This window comes from Paenibacillus glycinis, from assembly GCF_009909185.1.
GTDB classification, from domain to species: Bacteria; Bacillota; Bacilli; order Paenibacillales; family Paenibacillaceae; genus Paenibacillus_Z; species Paenibacillus_Z glycinis.
In genome coordinates, this window is record NZ_JAAAMV010000003.1 from 497842 (window position 1) to 516209 (window position 18368).

An 18368-nucleotide genomic window follows, 5' to 3' on the forward strand; every position below is an offset into this window, starting at 1 on the left:
ACTCCTTTTTATTCGTAATCGTAGAACCGTTCTTCCTCGGCGGCATTTTGCAGGTCTTCCCCGGTCACGACGATGATCGCGTACCCGGGCGTAATCTCGGCGTGCTTGCGCGCGAGCTCGAGCAGAAACCGCGGCGAACCCTCCTGCTCTTCGTCGTAGACGAGCAGCAGGCCCTCCGTGTTGTCCAGCAGGAACCGGTCGCGCGCCTTGAACTGCCAGGGACCCGCGTACTTCTGCTTGGAGACGCTGTTCACGTAATCCGCGCCGGCCAGAATCGTGGCGTACGTCGTTTTTTTCTGCTCGCTCCAATTCTCGTCCTGCTCCAGAAAAGGCGTAATCACGGCCAAGCGCAGCGAATCGTATTCAGCTCTAAGCTCCAGCGCGACTTCTGCAGCCCACAGCTCAACACCCCACTGTCCGCTCACGATCACCCATTCAAGTCCCTCTTCGACCAAGGCCCGCAGCCGCTGCCTGAGCGCCTTCTTGATAATGCCCACCCCGGGATGCTTGTCGGAGAAGATGCCCAGCTCGGAAGCTTTGTATCCGGTAACCAGAACCTGTTTCATCGTCTCGTGCTCCTTGTTCGCGCTTCTAGCTAAGCGTAGCACAAATAAAGAGCGCCGGACAACCCGGCCTGCGGCAAGGCTTGCGTCCGACGCTCGATGACGGAATGGAAACTGCGCGATCCGTTATGTTAACCTTCGCGGCCGTGCGGCTACGCTTCCATCCCCTTCGGATAATGCTCCTTCGGCTCCCGGATGACATGGCCGTCGTCCAACCTGACGTACGTCGCGAAATCCCGCGCGTCCCGCTGCAGCTTGATGACGCGCGCGCCCCGCTGGAAGCCTTCCCGGCCATACGTCTGATAGCCGGTGGCCCGGCCGTAGCAGAGCCGAATATCGTGGAGAGCGCCCCAATAATCGTTGACGTGGTCGTGGCCGCAGAACGTCCCGACGACGTCCCCCATCTCCACCATGGCGGCGAACAACCCGGAATTGACCGGCGGACAGGCGACGCCCTCGTGCTTGCTGCCGAAGCACAGCTCCTTCTTCCAGACCTGCTTGTATTCCGGCAGCGGGATGTGGAAGAAGGCCAGCGACGGCAGCGGTTCCCCGCCGTTCGCGGCGGCGATCGCGGCCGACTGCGCCGCGTACCAATTGATCTGGTCGCGCTGGATCCATTGGTACCCGATCAGATGCGGAAGCTCGGAGTAGCTGCCGCTGTCGAACAGGTAAAGCGCGTTGACCGGCTTGCCGCTCTCCGGGTCGTGCACGAACAACACGGCGTTGCCCGCGCCGCTCAGCTCCGGCAGCCCCGCTTCGCCGACGCAGAACGCATGCTCCAGCTGGACGTTCATCAGCTCGCCGCGCGAGACGAGATGCTCCGTGTCGTGATTGCCGAACACCGCCGCCCACGGGATGCCCCGGCCGTCGACGGTCTTCACGGCATCCCGGAACGATTGCCGCGGATCGACGCAGTCCTTGCTGTAGATCACGTCCCCGGTGAACACGACGAGATCCGGCGATTCCGCGTCCAGCACCCGCTCCATGAGCATGCGGGTCAAGATGTCGCCCGGTTCCCCGTTTTGCCAATGCAGATCCGTGAACTGCACGATCGTGAACGTGCCGTCCTCGCGATAGTTCAATGTTTGCTTCATCATGTATCCTCTCCCCGCCGGCCTTCGCGCCGCGTTAATATGATGATTCCACGCCAGCCTCGAGCCCGAAGACGCCGTCGATCGCCGCCAGCGAGACGATGACCTCCTCGAATCGCTTGGATGGTCCCAGCTTCAGCTGCAGCCGTACGATCAGCATCTCGGCGCGTTCCGGCACGGTCTCCGCTTCTTCGTTTTCGACGATGATTTTGTTGATGCCGATGCCGCTCCGGTGCAGCTCCGCCACGACCTTGCTGAGGCTCGCGGAATCCTTGTCGACGCGCAGGACCACGTCTCTCCTGCGCTTCGTCCGCGAAAACTTCTTTTCCAGCTTGTTCAGCACGAACAGGCTGACGACCACGAGCACGGTCAGCACCGCGGAGCCGTAGTAGAAGCCCGCGCCGACCGTCAAGCCGATGGCGGCCACGACCCACAAGGATGCCGCGGTCGTCAAGCCGGAGACGGTAATGCCCGTGCGCAGGATCGTGCCCGCGCCGAGGAAGCCGATGCCGCTGATGACCTGGGCCGCAAGCCGCGCCGGATCGAGCCGCACGTTGGGGTCGGTCGAAAACTCCGCAAACCCGTAGATGGACAGCAGCACGATCGCGGCGGATCCGAGGCAGACCAGGATGTGCGTCCGGAATCCCGCCGAATGCCCGCCAAGCTCGCGCTCAAGGCCGATCAGCCCGCCGAGCGCCAGCGCAAGCACCAGGCGGACCGTCAATTCCCAATAGCTGATATGCCAAATGCCGGGGTCGTACACTTGCGTCACGGACGTCGCCATATGCATTCATTCCTTCGCTATGATCGGTACCGGAGCCGGACCGCTCCGCCTATGCCCTTTGTCTTTATCTATACGCGCCGGGCGCTTGCCATGCGTCGCGCGCAAAAAAATAAAACCCGGCCGAGATGCCGGGTCGGCATGCGCGGACAGCGGGAACGGGTGACCGTCCGCCCCCGCTGTCGTCCGCTTGCTGTCTTCAGCTGTTATTTACCGCTTCAGCCGAGCTTCGAACCAGTCGTAGCCGGCGCCGACATGCTCCGGGCGATGCGAGTCGGAGCCGTATACGAGCGCAATCCCCTCAGCTTCGCAGGCGCGCATGAACCATTCCGGCACGTAAGGCTTGCCGCAGGTCGGCACGCGGAGCCCGGCGGCGTTCGCGTCGATGCCGACGCCGCCTTTCGCCAGTTTCGGCAGGAGCGCGGTCAACCGCTCCTTGATCTGCGTCTCGTCGATCGGCGGCAATTTGGCCGCGAATTTCTCGATCAGGTTGATATGGCCGATCCGCTTGCGCATCGGAAGCCCCGAAGCCCACTCGATCGCGGCCTCCACATGGTTATAGTATTCGTCGACGACCTTCTCCATCGTGCCATAGTAGGACAATAGGTTCGCCGCGAAGTCCTCCGCCGTGAAGTCGATGCAGCGCATGCCGCCCGCGCCCGGCAAGAAATGCACGGAATAGACGACATCCTCGAGCTTGTCGATATACCGGTCCACGATCGCTTCCGTGAACGGCAGCGCGCCTTGCAGGTAGTCCAGCTCGAGCCCGACCGCGATTTCGATTCGGTCTTCGTACTTCCGTTTAATGGTGGATACGTAGTCCATGTAGAGCGGCAGCTCGGCATCGGGCATCGCCAGCTCCGCCATCAGCCGCTTGTCCGGCACCCAATCGGCCGGAAGCGGCGGGTGCTCGCTGATCGTATACCGCTGGAAACCGAGCTCGATCGCGCGCTCGATGTAGGCGTCCGATTCCGCGGAACTGCCATGGTAACAAAATTTCGTATGCGTGTGCCCATCCCATTTCAGCGCCGGCGGCATAGTATTCCTCCCGTTCTCCCTGCCAAGTGTTAAGCGGCAGTAAATGTATGCATGGTTCCAAGTATACCATCCGGGGCGAGCCAAGCAACTCTTGCTTTTTTATTCCGCCGGGCATCTTCTAACCCGCCGTAATTCTGCTATAATGAATTCTGTTCATTACGGAAATTCTAAACGCAACGCTAACCATCGACAATGTATTCCTGATGCGGAGAAAAGAGAGGTTCCATCCATGATTAGCCGATTCAAACGATTATTGATCGGGCGGCCGATGAAGAGCGCCGAGCTCGAGGGAGAGAAGCTGACCAAGCTGAAGGCGCTTGCCGTGCTCTCCTCCGACGCGCTGTCGTCGGTCGCCTACGGCACGGAGCAAATCCTGCTCGTGCTGATGGCGGCCGGATTCGCCGCGGTATGGTTTTCCATCCCGATTTCGATCGCCGTCCTGGGCCTGTTATTGATTTTGATCCTATCGTACCGTCAAACGATCTACGCGTATCCCAAAGGCGGCGGCGCTTACATCGTCGCCAAGGACAACCTCGGGGTCCCGACCGGATTGCTCGCGGGCGGCTCGCTGCTCGTCGATTACATCCTGACCGTCGCCGTAAGCTCCTCGGCCGGAACGGACGCCATCACGTCGGCCTTCCCGTCCCTGCACGACCACCGGGTATTGATCGCGCTCGTCATGATCGTGTTCCTGACCGTCATGAACCTGCGCGGGATCGGGGAATCCGCTTCCGTGCTCGCCTATCCCGTCTATCTGTTCGTCGGGGCCGTGTTCCTGCTGATCATAGCCGGCGTCGTCAAATTCGTCCTTCACGGAGCAAGCGGCGACATTCCCGAGCTCGGCACGGCCGTCTCCAACATCAGCCTGTTCATGCTCTTGAAAGCGTTCAGCTCGGGCTGCTCCGCGCTGACGGGGGTCGAGGCCGTCTCCAACGCCATCCCGAACTTCAAGAAGCCGGCGGAACGCAACGCCGCGGTCACGCTCATGATGATGGGCGTCATCCTGGGGGCCATGTTCATCGGCATCAGCCTGCTCGCCTATTGGAACGGCATCGTGCCGAGCGCGACGGAAACCGTCGTCTCGCAAATCGCCAACGCCACGTTCGGACGGGGCTTCCTGTATTACGCGATCCAGGGCATCACCGCGTTGATCCTGTTCCTGGCCGCGAACACCGCCTATTCGGCCTTCCCGCTGCTCGCCTTCATGCTGGCGAAGGACAAATACATGCCGCATGCCTTCATGGTTCGCGGCGACCGGCTCGGCTTCTCGAACGGCATCATCTTTCTCGGCGTGTTCTCCGCCCTGCTCGTCATTCTGTTCCACGGGGACACGGAAAATCTCATTCCGCTCTACGCGGTCGGGGTCTTCATCCCGTTCACGCTCTCGCAGCTCGGCATGATGCTCCGCTGGCTGCGCCTGAAGCCGGCCAATTGGATGTTCGGCTTCATCGTCAACACGATCGGCATGCTGACGACGCTGATCATTACGCTGATCTTTATCTTCACGAAATTCTCGCAGATCTGGATGGTCTTCATCTTCCTCCCGATCGTCATCTTCATCTTCTTCAAGATCAACCGGCATTACATGAACACGGCCGACGAGCTGCGCGTCAACATCGACAAGGAGAAGCCCGCGATCAAAGGCAGCACCATCGTCGTGCCCGTCGCCGGCATCACGAAGGTCGTCCTTCAGTCCATCAGCTACGCCAAGTCGCTGACCGACAACGTCGTCGCCGTCTATGTCGGCTTCGACGAGGAAGAGATCGAGCGGCTCGAGAAGAAATGGGAAGAGTGGGATCCCGGCGTCCGCCTGATCGTCCTGCGTTCGAGCTACCGCAGCATCATCCGGCCGATCGTCCGCTTCATCGAGACGGTGGAATGGAAGACGCAGGAGTCGGACCATATTACGGTGCTGATCCCGCAGTTCATCACGAAGCATTGGTGGCAGAACTTCCTCCACAACCAATCGAGCCTGCTGCTCCGCGCCTACCTGTTCAATCAGAAAGACGTCGTCGTCGCGACGGTGCCGTATCATCTGATGCGTTAACGCCGGCGTTCGTACGGTAAACAAGCGCGCCTCCTACGGGGGGCGCGCTTTTGTTATCGGCTGTGTGCGGTTGTACTGGGACCTGCAGCAGACAGGGTAACCCTTGACCGGCAGCTTCGCGGTAAAATGCGGCGTTCATCGGACACGAAGGTCGCTTGTCCCTGATTAAACGGCCGAGTGGACGCTAACGTCGTCAATAGCGGAACGTCTGGCCGCTTTTATCATCACCATGTCTTACATGGCCAGTATAGCGGCCTCCGAGTCCGCGAACGTGACGTAACACGTTCCTGCCGCTGCACGCTAGACGCGCCGCGTCAACCGCTGCGCGTCCAATACCCTGACCCGGTGCCCGGTCTCCTCGTGCACCAGGTATGTCTCCCGCACATGGTCGATGAACAGCACGCCGTTCAAATGATCGATCTCGTGCTGCATGCATACGGCGAGATAGCCGTCCGCCTCCAGCTGGACCGAATCGCCGGAACGGGTCAGCGTCCCGACCTTCACCGACTGCGCCCGCTTCACCAGCCCCCGGTAACCGGGGTAGGACAAGCACGCCTCCGCCACGGTCTGCTCGCCGGTTGCCTCGAGGATGACCGGATTGATCAGCTCGATCAGCCCGTCCCCGCAGTCCATGACGACGGCCCGGCGCAGGATGCCGATCTGCGGAGCGGCAAGCCCCGCGCGGCCCTCGGCCGCGTACAGCGTATCTCTCATGTCGTCCAGCAGCTTGATGATTCTCGCGTTGATCTCCTCGACCGGCTTGGCGATTTTGCGCAACGCCGGATCGCCGAACGGGAGAATCGTTTTCTCCGCCATGCCGTCCCCCTCCTCTTCGCGGTTCATGATTTCAGGCGCCCTTCGTAAAGGTCGGCGTATGCGCCCACAGCTCGCTTGGCGTGCAGGCCAGCGCGGTGCAAAGCGCGTCCATCGTCTCCGCCTTCAACTGTTTCGGCGGCGCGTTCAGCAGCGCGCTGATGGACGGAGCGGACAGCTCGTAGCCCGCCTTTTCCTTCAGCAGCCGGGCGAGAGCGGCGCCGGACCAGATTCCCCGCTCCGCCATGATTTGCCGCAGCATCCAGCTCAGCATGATCGTAAGTCCTCCTTTGTCGACGAACAACATTTAGGCAACGCCTAATAATATTAGTTATTGCCTAACATATCACAAGCAATGAAACGCCGCAACTTGCTCCTTCATTTACCCGCGATTGTTCCGTATAATGAACTCTACTACGTGAAGCAGGGAGTGAATCGGATGAGCAGAAGGCAAGTATTCACGGGTTCCCCTTGGGAACCCGTCGTCGGCTATTGCCGCGCCGTTCGCGTCGGCGACCGCATCGAAGTGGCCGGCACGACCGCGATCAAGGACGGGGAGGTCGTCGGCCCCGGCGATCCGTACGAACAAGCCAGATTCATTTTGCAAACGATCGAGAACGCCCTGAATGAGCTCGGCGCCAAGCTCTCGGATGTCGTGCGGACGCGGATGTTCGTGACGGACATCGCGAGGTGGGAGGAGATCGGAAGAGCGCACGGAGAGTTTTTCCGCGAGATTCAGCCGGCCGCCACGATGGTGGAGGTCAAGGCGCTGATCGATCCCCGGTTGATGGTGGAGATCGAAGCGGAAGCGATCGTCGGATCTTAGCCCTTTGCATAGGAACAAAAAGACGCAGGGTCTGCTGTTTCGCAGTCCTGCGTCTTATTACTTACCGACTATTGCGTCAAGCCAATATCGCATCGATCAAAGCAAGCTCTTCCCGCGTCAGCTCCGGCGCCTCGAGCGCGCCGACGGCGTCCTCGATCTGGCTGACCTTGCTCGCGCCGATCAGCGCGGACGTGACGCGTCCGCCGCGGAGCACCCACGCCAGCGCCAGCTGGGACATCTTCTGGCCGCGGGACTTCGCCAGTTCGTCCAGCTTGCGGACCTTGGCGAGGCGCTCCTCCGTCACATGCTCCGGCCGCATGAAGACCGAAGGACCGGCCGCGCGCGAATCCGGCGCGATGCCGTCCAGGTAACGGTCCGTCAGCATGCCTCCGGCGAGCGGCGAGAAGGCGATGGTGCCGATGCCCTCTTCGTCCAGCACGTCCTGCAGCCCGTCCTCGATCCAGCGGGACAGCATCGAATAATTCGGCTGGTGGATCAGGCATGGCGTGCCGAGCGACTTCAGAATCCGCGACGCTTCGCGGGTCTGCTCCGCCGAGTAGTTGGACAGGCCGACGTATAAAGCCTTGCCCTGGCGGACGATCAGATCGAGCGCGCTCATCGTTTCTTCGAGCGGCGTGTTCGGGTCCGGACGGTGATGGTAATAAATATCGACGTAGTCCAGGCCCATCCGCTTCAAGCTCTGGTTCAAGCTGGCGACGAGGTTCTTCTTGGAGCCCCACTCGCCGTACGGTCCCGGCCACATGTAATAACCGGCCTTCGTCGAGATGATCAGCTCGTCCCGGTAAGGAGCGAGGTCCTGCTTCAGCAGCGTGCCGAAGTTCTCTTCCGCCGAGCCGGGAGGCGGTCCGTAATTGTTCGCGAGATCGAAGTGGGTGATGCCGAGGTCGAACGCCCTTCTCGCCATCGTCCGCTGGTTCTCCAGCACGTTGATGCCGCCGAAATTATGCCACAGCCCGAGCGACACCGCGGGGAGCCGAAGCCCGCTTCGCCCGGAGCGGTTGTATGTCATTTTGTCGTATCGGGTTTGATCTGCCAAATAGGTCATTTCCGTATCCTCCTCTTTGTCCATTCACATCTATCTTAATGGAAAGCCGGAGATCGGCCAATGTCAGCATGGCTGATTGTTATGTGACAAAGTCAGGATTAGCCGCGGGAGGGATACACTGCCTCGGGGAGACGCCCTTCACTTTCTTGAACATTTTCGAAAACAGCAGCGCATCCTGATACCCGACGGAACGAGCCACTTCGCCGACGGTGTACGAGCCGCTTCCGAGCAGGTCGCATGCCTTGTCCATGCGGTAATGGAGCAAATACTGCTGCGGCGGCATCCCGAGCGCTTCCTTGAACAGCACGGAGAAATATTTGCGATCCAGGCCGATGTGCGCGGCGAGCTGGCTGACGGTGATGTTCTCGCTGTAGTGGGTATGAATGAAGTCCATGCTGCGGTGGACGTATCCGTCCTGCTTCCGGATCGGCGGCTTCGCGGCCGCGGCAGGCGCCGCTTCCGTCAAGGCGAACATGAACTCGTACAGCAGCGCGGTCAAACGCAGCCCCGCGATGCCGCCATTGGACAGCGCGTCGCTCAGCGCTTCGTGCAGGCCGGGCATCAGCCTCAGGTCCATGGGGAATACCGGATTGTCCGGCGTCAAGCTCGTTCCCGCCAGGATTTCGCCCATCTGCGCGCCTTGAAAGGCGATCCACGAATACGTCCACGGCTCGTCCCCGTCCGCTTCGTACTGCGTCACGACATGCGGATAAATGATGAACGCCTCGCCCGCCGACAGCCGGAACGACCGTTCGCCCACGTTCACGGTTCCGAAGCCGTCATGCACGAAATGCACCTTGTAGCATTCCCGGATCCCCGGACCGACGGAATGCCCCGGCGCGCATTGCTCCTTCCCCCAGTACAACAGCTGCAGATCGGGATCGGCGCTGAAAGGCCGTTCGGGGTTGAATATCGATTTTCCCATGACGGATGCCTGCCTCCTCTTGCTACGCTCGCAACGCTATCTGCTAGCAATCATAGCATATTGCCGGCCAAATAACCGCCTGGAGCGGAGGAACGGCAGGACGCATGACCTCATCCATCCGCGCATGGCAAATGGAGGCCTTCGCAAGCCCCTGAATCGAATGTCCGGCTTATTAACGATATAAAGCGGCATTCCGCGTATCGGCGGAATGCGGCGCCCACGCTCCGCAAACGGCAATGGCCGGCGGCGAACGCAGCGGAGGGCAGCCGCTTTGCATTCGCGCCGGCTATTATTGCGTACCCGGTCGACGGGGTCAGTTGGCGAGCAGGTCCATGAAACGATGCACGGGCATCGCCTCCAGCTTCTGGGGGTCGCCGAACAGCTCGGTTATGCGCTGGACCCGTTCTTTGGAATAATGCGTGCCAAGGTTCGCTTCGAATTTCTGCTTCAGCATCGGGAGGGCTTCGTTCCGCCGGCGCTTGTGGCCGACCGGATATTCCGTGACCTCCTGCTCCGTCATGCTGCCGTCCCGGAAGAACACCTGCACGGCATTGGCGATGGAGCGCTTCTCCGGATCGAGGTACTCGCGGGAGTACTGCGCGTTCTCCGTGACCTTCATCAGCCCGCGCAGCCTGTCGATGCGGGGATCGGCCGCCGCCTCGTCCTCGTAATGATCGGCCGTCAACCGCCCGTGCAGCAAACCGACGGCGGTCATGTACTGGAGGCAGTGATCGCGGTCGGCGGGGTTATGCAGCGGTCCGCTCTTGTCGATGATCCGAATGGCGGACTCGTGCGTCGAGATGACGATTCTGGCGATGTCCTCCAGCCTGTCGGCAACGAGCGGATGCAGGCGAATCGCGCTTTCCACCGCGGTTTGGGCATGAAACTCGGCGGGATAAGCGACCTTGAACAGCACGTTCTCCATAACGTAGGAACCGAAGGGCCGCTCGAGCGCAACGGGCCGGCCTTTGAACAAGGCATCGCTGAAGCCCCAGCCCTTGGCCGAGAGCGCGGACGGGTAACCCATCTCGCCGCGCAGCGTCAGGAAGGCCAGCTGCAGGGCGCGGCTCGCCGCGTCCCCGGCCGCCCAAGACTTGCGCGGGCCCGTGTTGGGCGCGTGGCGGTAGACGCGCAGCGGATGCCCGTCGAGCCACGCCTGCGAGAGCGCGTTGATGATGTCGTCCCGGGTCCCCCCGAGCATGCCGGTCGCGACGGCCGCGGAAGCGACCTTCACGAGAATCACATGATCCAATCCGACCCGATTGAAGCTGTTGCCGAGCGCCAGCACGCCTTGAATCTCATGCGCCTTGATCATGCCGGTCAGGACATCCCTCATCTGCAGCGGCGGCTTGCCCGCCGTCTCGTTCTTCCGGCTAACGTAGTCGGAGGCGGCCAGGATCGCGCCGAGGTTGTCGGACGGATGCCCCCATTCCGCCGCGAGCCACGTGTCGTTGTAATCCAGCCACCGGATCATGGTGCCGATATTGAACGCGGCCGTCACGGGGTCAAGCGCGTAGGACGTGCCCGGAATCCGGACGCCTTCGGGCAATTCCGCGCCGGGCACGACGGGTCCGAGCAGCTTCGTGCAGGCCGGGTATTTCAGGGCAAGAATGCCGCAGCCCAGCGTATCCATCAGACAATAACGCGCCGTCTCGTACGCCGAATCGCTCCGTATGCGGTAATTCGCCGCATAATCGGCGATGTCGACAAGCAGTTGATCCGGCTCGGGTCTTGCATTCGATTCGTGCGACATGCTTTCGCCACCTCGCTTTCGATTTAGCGCCGCGCGTGCAGCTCGAGCCACGGCAGGTTATCCGGTCCCGCGTACGCGGCCGTCGGCCGGATGATCCGGTTGTTCCGCCGCTGCTCCTCGATGTGGGCCGTCCAGCCGGCGAGCCGCGCGATCACGAAGACCGGCGTGAACATCGCCGTCGGAACGCCCATGAAATGGTACGCGGTCGCGCTGTAAAAATCCAGGTTCGGGAACAAGGCCTTTTCCTCCCGCATGACGGCTTCGACCGCTTCGGACACCGGGTACAAATACCCGTCCGGCGACCAGAAGGACAGCATCTCCGCCCATTTCTTGATGATGTCGGAACGCGGGTCCGAGACGCTGTAGACGCGATGGCCGAAGCCCATGACGAGCTGCTTCGCCGCCAATAGCGCGCGCGCGGCCTCGGCTGCTTCCTCCGGCGTCTTGAACCGTTCGATCAGCTCCATTACCGCCTCGTTGGCGCCGCCGTGCAGATTGCCGCGCAGCGTGCCGATGCCGGTCGCGATGCAGGAGTAGAAATTCGAAAGCGTGGACGCCGTGACGCGGGCGGCGAAGGTCGATGCGTTGAACTCGTGCTCCGCGTAGAGCGTCAGCGAGATGTCGAACACGCGCCGGGCGCGGATCGCGGCGTGCTTGCCGTGCAGCAGATACAGGAAATGGCCGGCAACGGTATAATCCTCGTCGATCGGCTGCGGACTGTCCCCGGCATCGTCGAAGTTCGGCGCGCCGGCCGGACCGCCATGCGAAGCGCCGCCACGCGCCGGGGAGGGCGGATCAGCCGACAGGAAGGGATCGACGTCGCTCGAACCGCCATCCTGAAGGCCGACGGCCTCGGGCAGGCCGTCATCCGTGTCCGCGGTGAACGCCGGCTTCTTTTGCGCCGCTTCCCCGCCGCTGCCGGAAACCTTATCGCTTGCGGTTCCGGCCGCGGCCCGTCGATGATAATGGTACCAGTGCAGCAGCATGGGACCCGTCAGCGCGATAAGCCGGTCCGCCATCTCCGCCGGCGGACGCTGCGGCGATTCGGGCTCCAGCGTCCCGAGCGCGACGCAGCCCAGCTGCAGCACCTCCATCGGGTGCGCATCCGCCGGCACCAGCTCCAGCATGCGCCGCAGCGCGTCCGGCAGCCGGCTAGCGGCAGCCAGCTTGCGGCGGTAATCCGTCAGCTCGTCGACGTTCGGCAGCTTGCCGCGAATGAGCAAATACGCCGTTTCCTCGAAGCTGCCGTGCTCCGCCAAATCCTCGATCGCGTAACCGCGGTAGGTCAGCCCGCGGCCGTCTTTGCCCACCGTGCTGATCGCCGTCTCGCCTGCTTCCACCCCGGCCAGGCCGCCGGACTTCTTCACGACCATCCATCATCCCTCCTCCGGTTTGCTTCCCGCGCCGAACAGCGCATCCAGCCTGCGCTCGTACTCGTAATAGCCGAGATAACCGTAGAGCTCCTCGCGCGTCTGCATATGACCGATCTCGTCCGCCTGCGTTCCTTTGGCTCGAATCGTCCGATAGACCTGGAGCGCGGCCGCGTTCATCGCCCGGAAAGCCGACAGCGGATACAGCGCCATCGCCACGCCGGCGCCCCCAAGCTCTACCGCCGTAAATAACGGCGTACGTCCGAATTCCGTCACGTTGGCAAGCACCGGCACCTTCACCTTGGCCGTGAATGCCCGGTACTCGTCGAGGCTGGACGCCGCCTCCAGGAACACCATATCCGCGCCCGCTTCCACGTAAGCCAGCGCGCGGGCGACCGCGCCATCCAACCCCTCCGAGGCGAGCGCATCCGTCCGGGCCATCAGGACGAAATCCGCGTCGGTCCGGGCATCCGCGGCGCTGGCGATCCGATCCGCCATCTCGCCGGGCGGCACCAGCGCCTTGTTCGGCCGGTGGCCGCAGCGCTTCGCGGCCACCTGGTCCTCGATGTGGATGCCGGCGGCCCCGGCCCGGATCATCTCGCGCACGGTGCGGGCAATGTTGAAGGCGGAACCGAAGCCCGTGTCCGCATCGACCAGCAGCGGGAGGTCAACCGCGCCGGCGATGCGGCGCACGTCCTCGGCCACGTCGTTCAGCGTCGTGATGCCGAGATCCGGGAGACCGAAGGACGCGTTCGCCACGCCGGCGCCGGACAGGTACAGCGCGCGGAAGCCGGCCGCCTGCGCCAAGATCGCGGCGTAGGCGTTGACGGCGCCCGCGATCTGCAGCGGCTTCTCCTGCCGGAGCGCCTCCCTGAACCGCGCGCCGGGCGAGACGCTGACGGCGTCGGCTTTTGGGCGGCCGCTGCCGCCAGATACGCAGCTGGCATCCCGGCTTACGGACGCTCCGCCTCCATTTCGAACGTCTGCGCCGGCGACGTCCGTCGGCTTGCCGCTGCCGCCGGAGCTGCTCCCGCTATCTCGACCGGCTCGCGCGCTATCTTCTCCGACTCCGCGGAAGCTGCTATCGCCGCCTTCGCCCGTCCCCTCAACGACACGGTAACCGCCGGCGCCCCTCCCGGCAGGGGCACGATCAATGCCATCGCACGCAAATTCATGCTCGCGCCGGTAATAACGGCCGCTCTCGCCGTCATGCCTGTTTCCGCCGCGCTTGCCGCCGTTCATCGCCTGCACCTCCTTTCGCTGCCTATCCCCGCTGCCCCTTGAGCAGCTCGCCCGAGATGACGATCCGGTGAATCTCGTTGGTCCCTTCGTAGATCTGCGTCACCTTCGCGTCCCGGAACAGCCGCTCCGCCGGATGCGCCTCCGTCAAGGCTTCCGGCCCGCACCACTGCAAGGTGCGCGTCGCGATGCGGACGGCCGCGTCGCTGGCGAACATTTTGGCCATCGACGCCTCCTTCGCGCACGGGCGGCCGCGCTGCAGCAGCTCCGCCGCGCGATAGACGAGCAGCGCCGCGGCCTCCGCCAGCGCGGTGGAATCCAGCAGCTCCGCTTCGGCGCGCGCCCGCTGGCCGCGCGGCACCCGCGGCAGCTCCCGCTCCGCCAGCGCCAGCGCCGCGCGCGCGATGCCGAGCGCCTGCGCGCCGATGCCGATGCGCCCGCCGCTCAAGGCCGACTTCGCGATGCGGAAGCCCTGCCCCTCCGCGCCGAGGCGCTGCGCCGCCGGGACGCGCGCTTCTTCCAGGATCAGCGCGCAGGTGTTGGAGCCGCGCAGCCCCGTCTTATTCTCCTTGCGCCCGACGACGAGGCCCGGCGTGTCCTTCGCCACCAGGAAGGCCGTGATGCCGCCGTCGCGGCGCGCCGCGTCCGCTCGCTGCGACGAGCCTTCGCCCTGCGCGGCCGCTTCATCGCCCGGCACGACCGCGAACAGCAAGTATTGATCGGCTTCGCCGGCATTGGTGATAAATGCTTTGGAACCCGTCAGCACGTAGTCGTCTCCGCTGCGCGCGGCGGCCGTACGGATCGTCGAAGCGTCCGAACCGGCATGCGGCTCCGTCAGCGCGAAGGCCCCCAGCCAAGCGCCGGAAGTCAGCCGCGGCAGGCAGCGCCGCTTCTGTTCCTCCGTGCCGTGATAGACGATCGGCAGCGTGCCGACCGACGTATGCACCGCCAGAATGACCCCGGCTGCCGCGCTGACCCGGGAGATTTCCTCGATCGCCAGCATATAGGAGACCATGTCGCAGCCGCCGCCTCCCCATTCGGGCGAGACCGGCAAGCCGAGCAAGCCTTCGCGGCCCATCGCGTTCACGAGCGCCCGGGGAAACGCGTCGCTTTCTTCCATCGCCAGCGCCGCCGGAGCGACCTCGGCTTCGGCAAACGCGCGCACCCTCAGCCGAAGCGCCTCCTGCTCCGCCGTGAACCGCAGTCTCATCGGGAGATCAGCTCCCTTCCCCGCCGCCGTACGCATAGAACCCCCGGCCGCTCTTCCTGCCGAGCCAGCCGGCGTGCACGTAGCTGCGCAGCAGGGGACACGGCCGGTATTTGGAATCGCCGAAGCCCTCGTGCAGCGTCTCCATAATGGCGAGACACGTATCGAGCCCGATCAGATCGGCCAGCGCGAGCGGTCCCATGGGATGGTTCATGCCCAGCCGCATGACGTCGTCGACGGTTTCCGCTTTCGCCACGCCTTCGTATACCGCATAGACCGCCTCGTTGATCATCGGCATCAGAATGCGGTTGCTGACGAACCCCGGAAAATCCCGCACCTCCAAAGGCGTCTTTCCCATCCGTGCCGCCAGCCCCGCCGCCTCGGCGTACGTTTCCTCGCTCGTGCGCAGCCCCCGGATGATTTCAACCAGCTTCATGACCGGCACGGGATTCATGAAATGCATGCCGATGACCTGCTCCGGCCGCTCCGTCGCCGAAGCCAGCTCCGTCAAGGACAGCGAAGACGTGTTGCTCGCCAAAATCGTCCCTTCGCCGCAAATGCCGTCCAGCGCCGCGAAAATCCCTTTCTTTACGGCCATGTTCTCCGTCGCCGCTTCGATGACCAGATCGGCGTCGGCCGCCGCGCTCAATCCGCCGCCGGGGACGAGACGGGCCAGCGCGGTGGCCGCCTCTTCGGGGGAGTACCTTCCTTTGGCCGCGCCTATCATCAGCGACCTGCCGATCGAATCCATCGCCGCCGATATCCGCGCGTCGTCGGTATCGTGCAGCAGCACGCGGCAGCCCGCCAGCGCCGCGACCTGCGCGATTCCGCTGCCCATCTGGCCCGCGCCCACGACGGAGATGTTGTTGATGCCCATTGGCGTCAACTCCTTCCTTTGCCCAACCATCCATCGCGAAGCGAAGCGGAACATGCCGCTTCGCGTCTGCTTCCGCGAACGTTCGCGGCCGTCTTCGGCCGCCAACCTAACGTCCATGCGCAGCGTCGCGACTCTTTTCGCGCCTTTCAGTATTGCTTTCCAAGCCGCTTTCGCAGACTGCTGCGCAGCCATTATCGCCACCGCGCCTCCGCTCGCGGCACCGCGTTCAGCTCCGCGCCTCCCGCCTTATCCGCGCCTGCCTGTGCAATCATCGATTCGCTTCCCGCATCCGCAACAAGCACCACGCGGCCGGACATCTGCTATACGTCTACCCGGACCAGCAACGCATCCCCCTGGCCGCCGCCGCTGCACACGGCGGCGATGCCGAGCCCGCCGCCGCGGCGGCGCAGCCCGTTGATGAGCGTCCCGACGATCCGCGCGCCGCTCGCCCCAACCGGATGCCCGAGCGCGATCGCGCCTCCGTACACGTTCACCTTGTCGCTGTCCCAGCCGAGCAGACGGCCGCAGGCGAGCACGACGGCGGCGAACGCTTCGTTCAGCTCGAAACGGTCGATGTCCTGCAGCCGAAGGTTGTGCCGCTGCAGCAGCTTCTGGATCGCCAGCGCCGGGGCGATGGCATACAACCGCGGCTCCACGCTGACGGCCGCATGCCCCACGACCGCCGCCAGCGGCACGTACCCGTCGCGCTGCGCGCGGTCCTTGGAGGCGGCGATTACCGCCGCCGCGCCGTCGTTCAAGCCCGGCGCGTTGCCCGCCGTGATCGTGCCGGCGTCGGCCGCGGCGAAGGCGGGCCGGAGCGCGGCGAGCTTCTCCAGGCTCGTGTCGCCCCGCGGCGCTTCGTCGGTATCGACGGCGAACACCTGGCTTTTGGCGGGCGTCCCGCCGGCCAGCGGCACCGGCACGATCTCGGCGAGGAAGACGCCCTGCAGGATGCCCTGCACCGCGCGCTCGTGGCTGCGCAGCGCCCATTCGTCCTGCTCCGTGCGGGAGATGCCGTATTCGGCCGCGATGCTTTCCGCGTAATCGCCCATATGCCCGCCGCCGAACGCGCAGGTCAGCCCGTCGCCGAGCAGCAGGTCCGCGGCGGCGCCGTTGCCCATGCGCCGACCGAACCGATAGTCCGGCAGCGCGAACGGAACGCCGCTCATGCTCTCCATGCCGCCGGCGGCGACGATCTCCGCATCGTCCGCCGCGATGATCTGCGCGGCCAGCGTAATGCTGCGCAGACCGGACGCGCACACCTTGTTCACGGTTTCCGCCGGCACCTCCACGCCGAGGCCGGCATGGCGGGCCGCCTGCCGGGCGGGATTTTGCCCCGCGCCCGCCTGGACCGCCATGCCCATGACGACTTCCTCGACCGCCAGCGAGGATACCCCGCTCCGCCGCAGCGCGCCCTGCAGGGCAAGGCCGCCCAGCTCCGCCGCGGCAAGCCCCTTCAGCGCGCCGCCGAATTTGCCGAAAGGCGTGCGCGCGCTTCCGATGATGACCGTCTCAGCCACGTCCGCTCCCCTTTCCCGTGCTCCGCCGCGCCGGCGACAAGCCGAACGCCTTGAGCATTTGCACCGCTTTCGCATCCCGCATATACCGCTCGACGGGGTATTCCTTCATATAGCCGTAGCCGCCGTACACCTGGACCGCCTGGATGCTCCCCGCCAGCGCGGCCTCGGCCGCGAAGCCGAGCGCCATTTCCGCCCGGCCCTCGTCCGCGAGCCCCGCATCCGCGCGCCATGCGGCCTGATTCACGAGCAGCCGGGCGGCTTCCGCAGCCGTCTCCATGTCGGCGAGCAGAAACGCGACCGCCTGATGCTTCGCGATCGGCTTGCCGAACTGCGAGCGGGCCTTCGCGTAGCCAAGCGCCGCGTCGGCCGCCCCCCGCGCGATGCCCGCGGCCACCGCCGCCAGTCCGCAGCGCGCGCCTGCCTCCGCCTGCCGGGCGATGGCGCTCCCTTGGCCCTCGCGGCCGAGGCGATTCCCCGCCGGGACCCGGCAGGTCTGGAACGTCAGATGCGCCAGTCCCGCGGAGCGCAGGCCAAGCTTCCTGCCCACGGGCTGAACCGCGAGTCCGGGACAGTCCCGGTCGATCAGGAAAGCGCTGAAGCGCTTGCGAGAGCTCCCGGGGCGTATCCGCTCCCCTGCCATTTCCGCATAGACGACGAACAATTCGGCCTGCGCGCCGCCGAGCACGTACGTTTGCCGTCCTTCCAGCAGGTAGCCGTCTTCCGCGCGCGCTGCCGTCACGCCGGCGCGCAGCCTCGATGCTCCGGCCGCGGTCCCCGGCAGCATGCCTGTGCCTAGCGCGCTTCCCGCGACCAGCCGACCTAGAAACCGCTGCTTTGCCTCCGTTCCCCCGAAGCGCATGAGCGGCCATGCAGCCAGGTACACATGCGCCCAAAGCGCCGCGCCGAGAGAGGCACTCACCCTCGACAGCTCCTGCAGCACCAGCGCCAGCCCGGCGAAGCCGCCCCCCGCTCCGCCTGCTTCCTCCGGCCACGGCAGCGCCGTGAAGCCCAATTCCGCCATCCCGTCGAACGATTGGCGGTCGAACGTCTCCGCCTCATCCAGCTCCGCCGCGCGCCGCGCCGCTTCCTGCTCGGCGTAGCGCGCCGCCATGTCCCGGATCATCCGTTCTTCCTCCGAAAGCCCGAATTCCATCCCCAACGCTCCTTTCTTGAAGCAAACAGAGCGCCCGATGCTTACAACCCCTTATTACATCGTATTTTCCCGGGCGGCAATTCATGATAGAGTGAAGGC

At 64.3% G+C, this 18368-nt stretch carries 17 protein-coding genes; 2 read left to right on the forward strand and 15 right to left on the reverse strand.

Annotation, left to right across the window (positions count from 1 at the left end):
* Positions 1–8: 8 nt before the first annotated feature.
* From GT019_RS08805 to hisJ, 4 genes are all read right to left on the reverse strand, one after another.
* Positions 9–566, reverse strand: a complete 558-nt coding sequence (locus GT019_RS08805; RefSeq protein ID WP_161742732.1) for a DUF1273 domain-containing protein — start codon at positions 564–566, stop codon at positions 9–11.
* A 149-nt stretch (positions 567–715) separates the two neighbouring features.
* Entirely contained in the window at positions 716–1660 is a 945-nt protein-coding gene (locus tag GT019_RS08810; protein WP_328803931.1) for a metallophosphoesterase family protein, read from the reverse strand.
* A 31-nt stretch (positions 1661–1691) separates the two neighbouring features.
* Positions 1692–2438, reverse strand: a complete 747-nt coding sequence (locus GT019_RS08815; protein ID WP_201755289.1) for an MgtC/SapB family protein — start codon at positions 2436–2438, stop codon at positions 1692–1694.
* A gap of 207 nt (positions 2439–2645) precedes the next feature.
* Positions 2646–3473: a histidinol-phosphatase HisJ gene (gene hisJ, locus GT019_RS08820; RefSeq protein ID WP_161742733.1), complete on the reverse strand. Its 828-nt coding sequence runs from the start codon at positions 3471–3473 to the stop codon at positions 2646–2648.
* A gap of 229 nt (positions 3474–3702) precedes the next feature.
* Between hisJ and GT019_RS08825 the strand changes: the two genes are divergently transcribed.
* Positions 3703–5520 (forward strand): APC family permease, encoded by a 1818-nt coding sequence (locus GT019_RS08825; RefSeq protein WP_161742734.1) that lies wholly within the window; start codon positions 3703–3705, stop codon positions 5518–5520.
* 300 nt (positions 5521–5820) lie between these two features.
* On the opposite strand, the gene def is transcribed toward GT019_RS08825, so the two are convergent.
* Complete coding sequence (gene def, locus GT019_RS08830; RefSeq protein ID WP_161742735.1) at positions 5821–6336, reverse strand: peptide deformylase; 516 nt, start codon at positions 6334–6336, stop codon at positions 5821–5823.
* Positions 6337–6367: 31 nt separating this feature from the next.
* Positions 6368–6607: a helix-turn-helix domain-containing protein gene (locus GT019_RS08835; protein WP_161742736.1), complete on the reverse strand. Its 240-nt coding sequence runs from the start codon at positions 6605–6607 to the stop codon at positions 6368–6370.
* Positions 6608–6772: 165 nt separating this feature from the next.
* Here GT019_RS08835 and GT019_RS08840 point away from each other — a divergent pair, with 165 nt between their 5' ends.
* Complete coding sequence (locus GT019_RS08840; protein ID WP_161742737.1) at positions 6773–7159, forward strand: RidA family protein; 387 nt, start codon at positions 6773–6775, stop codon at positions 7157–7159.
* Positions 7160–7235: 76 nt separating this feature from the next.
* Here GT019_RS08840 and mgrA read toward each other — a convergent pair whose 3' ends face one another.
* From mgrA to GT019_RS08885, 9 genes are all read right to left on the reverse strand, one after another.
* Positions 7236–8225, reverse strand: coding sequence for an L-glyceraldehyde 3-phosphate reductase (gene mgrA, locus GT019_RS08845; RefSeq protein WP_161742738.1), 990 nt, complete (start codon positions 8223–8225; stop codon positions 7236–7238).
* Positions 8226–8304: 79 nt separating this feature from the next.
* Positions 8305–9150 (reverse strand): AraC family transcriptional regulator, encoded by an 846-nt coding sequence (locus GT019_RS08850; RefSeq protein WP_161742739.1) that lies wholly within the window; start codon positions 9148–9150, stop codon positions 8305–8307.
* A gap of 313 nt (positions 9151–9463) precedes the next feature.
* Positions 9464–10903 (reverse strand): bifunctional 2-methylcitrate dehydratase/aconitate hydratase, encoded by a 1440-nt coding sequence (locus GT019_RS08855; RefSeq protein WP_161742740.1) that lies wholly within the window; start codon positions 10901–10903, stop codon positions 9464–9466.
* A 23-nt stretch (positions 10904–10926) separates the two neighbouring features.
* Positions 10927–12276 carry a citrate/2-methylcitrate synthase gene (locus GT019_RS08860; protein WP_161742741.1) on the reverse strand — a complete coding sequence of 450 codons (1350 nt, stop codon included), beginning with the start codon at positions 12274–12276 and terminating at the stop codon, positions 10927–10929.
* 3 nt (positions 12277–12279) lie between these two features.
* Complete coding sequence (gene prpB, locus GT019_RS08865; RefSeq protein WP_161742742.1) at positions 12280–13515, reverse strand: methylisocitrate lyase; 1236 nt, start codon at positions 13513–13515, stop codon at positions 12280–12282.
* A 22-nt stretch (positions 13516–13537) separates the two neighbouring features.
* Positions 13538–14722 carry an acyl-CoA dehydrogenase family protein gene (locus GT019_RS08870; RefSeq protein WP_161742743.1) on the reverse strand — a complete coding sequence of 395 codons (1185 nt, stop codon included), beginning with the start codon at positions 14720–14722 and terminating at the stop codon, positions 13538–13540.
* Between the two features lie 7 nt (positions 14723–14729).
* A complete protein-coding gene (locus tag GT019_RS08875) occupies positions 14730–15596 on the reverse strand; it encodes a 3-hydroxybutyryl-CoA dehydrogenase (protein WP_161742744.1) in 867 nt (288 codons plus the stop codon).
* Between the two features lie 320 nt (positions 15597–15916).
* Positions 15917–17191: an acetyl-CoA C-acetyltransferase gene (locus GT019_RS08880; RefSeq protein ID WP_201755290.1), complete on the reverse strand. Its 1275-nt coding sequence runs from the start codon at positions 17189–17191 to the stop codon at positions 15917–15919.
* Positions 17109–18269: an acyl-CoA dehydrogenase family protein gene (locus GT019_RS08885; protein WP_161742746.1), complete on the reverse strand. Its 1161-nt coding sequence runs from the start codon at positions 18267–18269 to the stop codon at positions 17109–17111. The genes GT019_RS08880 and GT019_RS08885 overlap by 83 nt, the downstream gene beginning before the upstream one ends.
* Between the last annotated feature and the right edge of the window lie 99 nt (positions 18270–18368).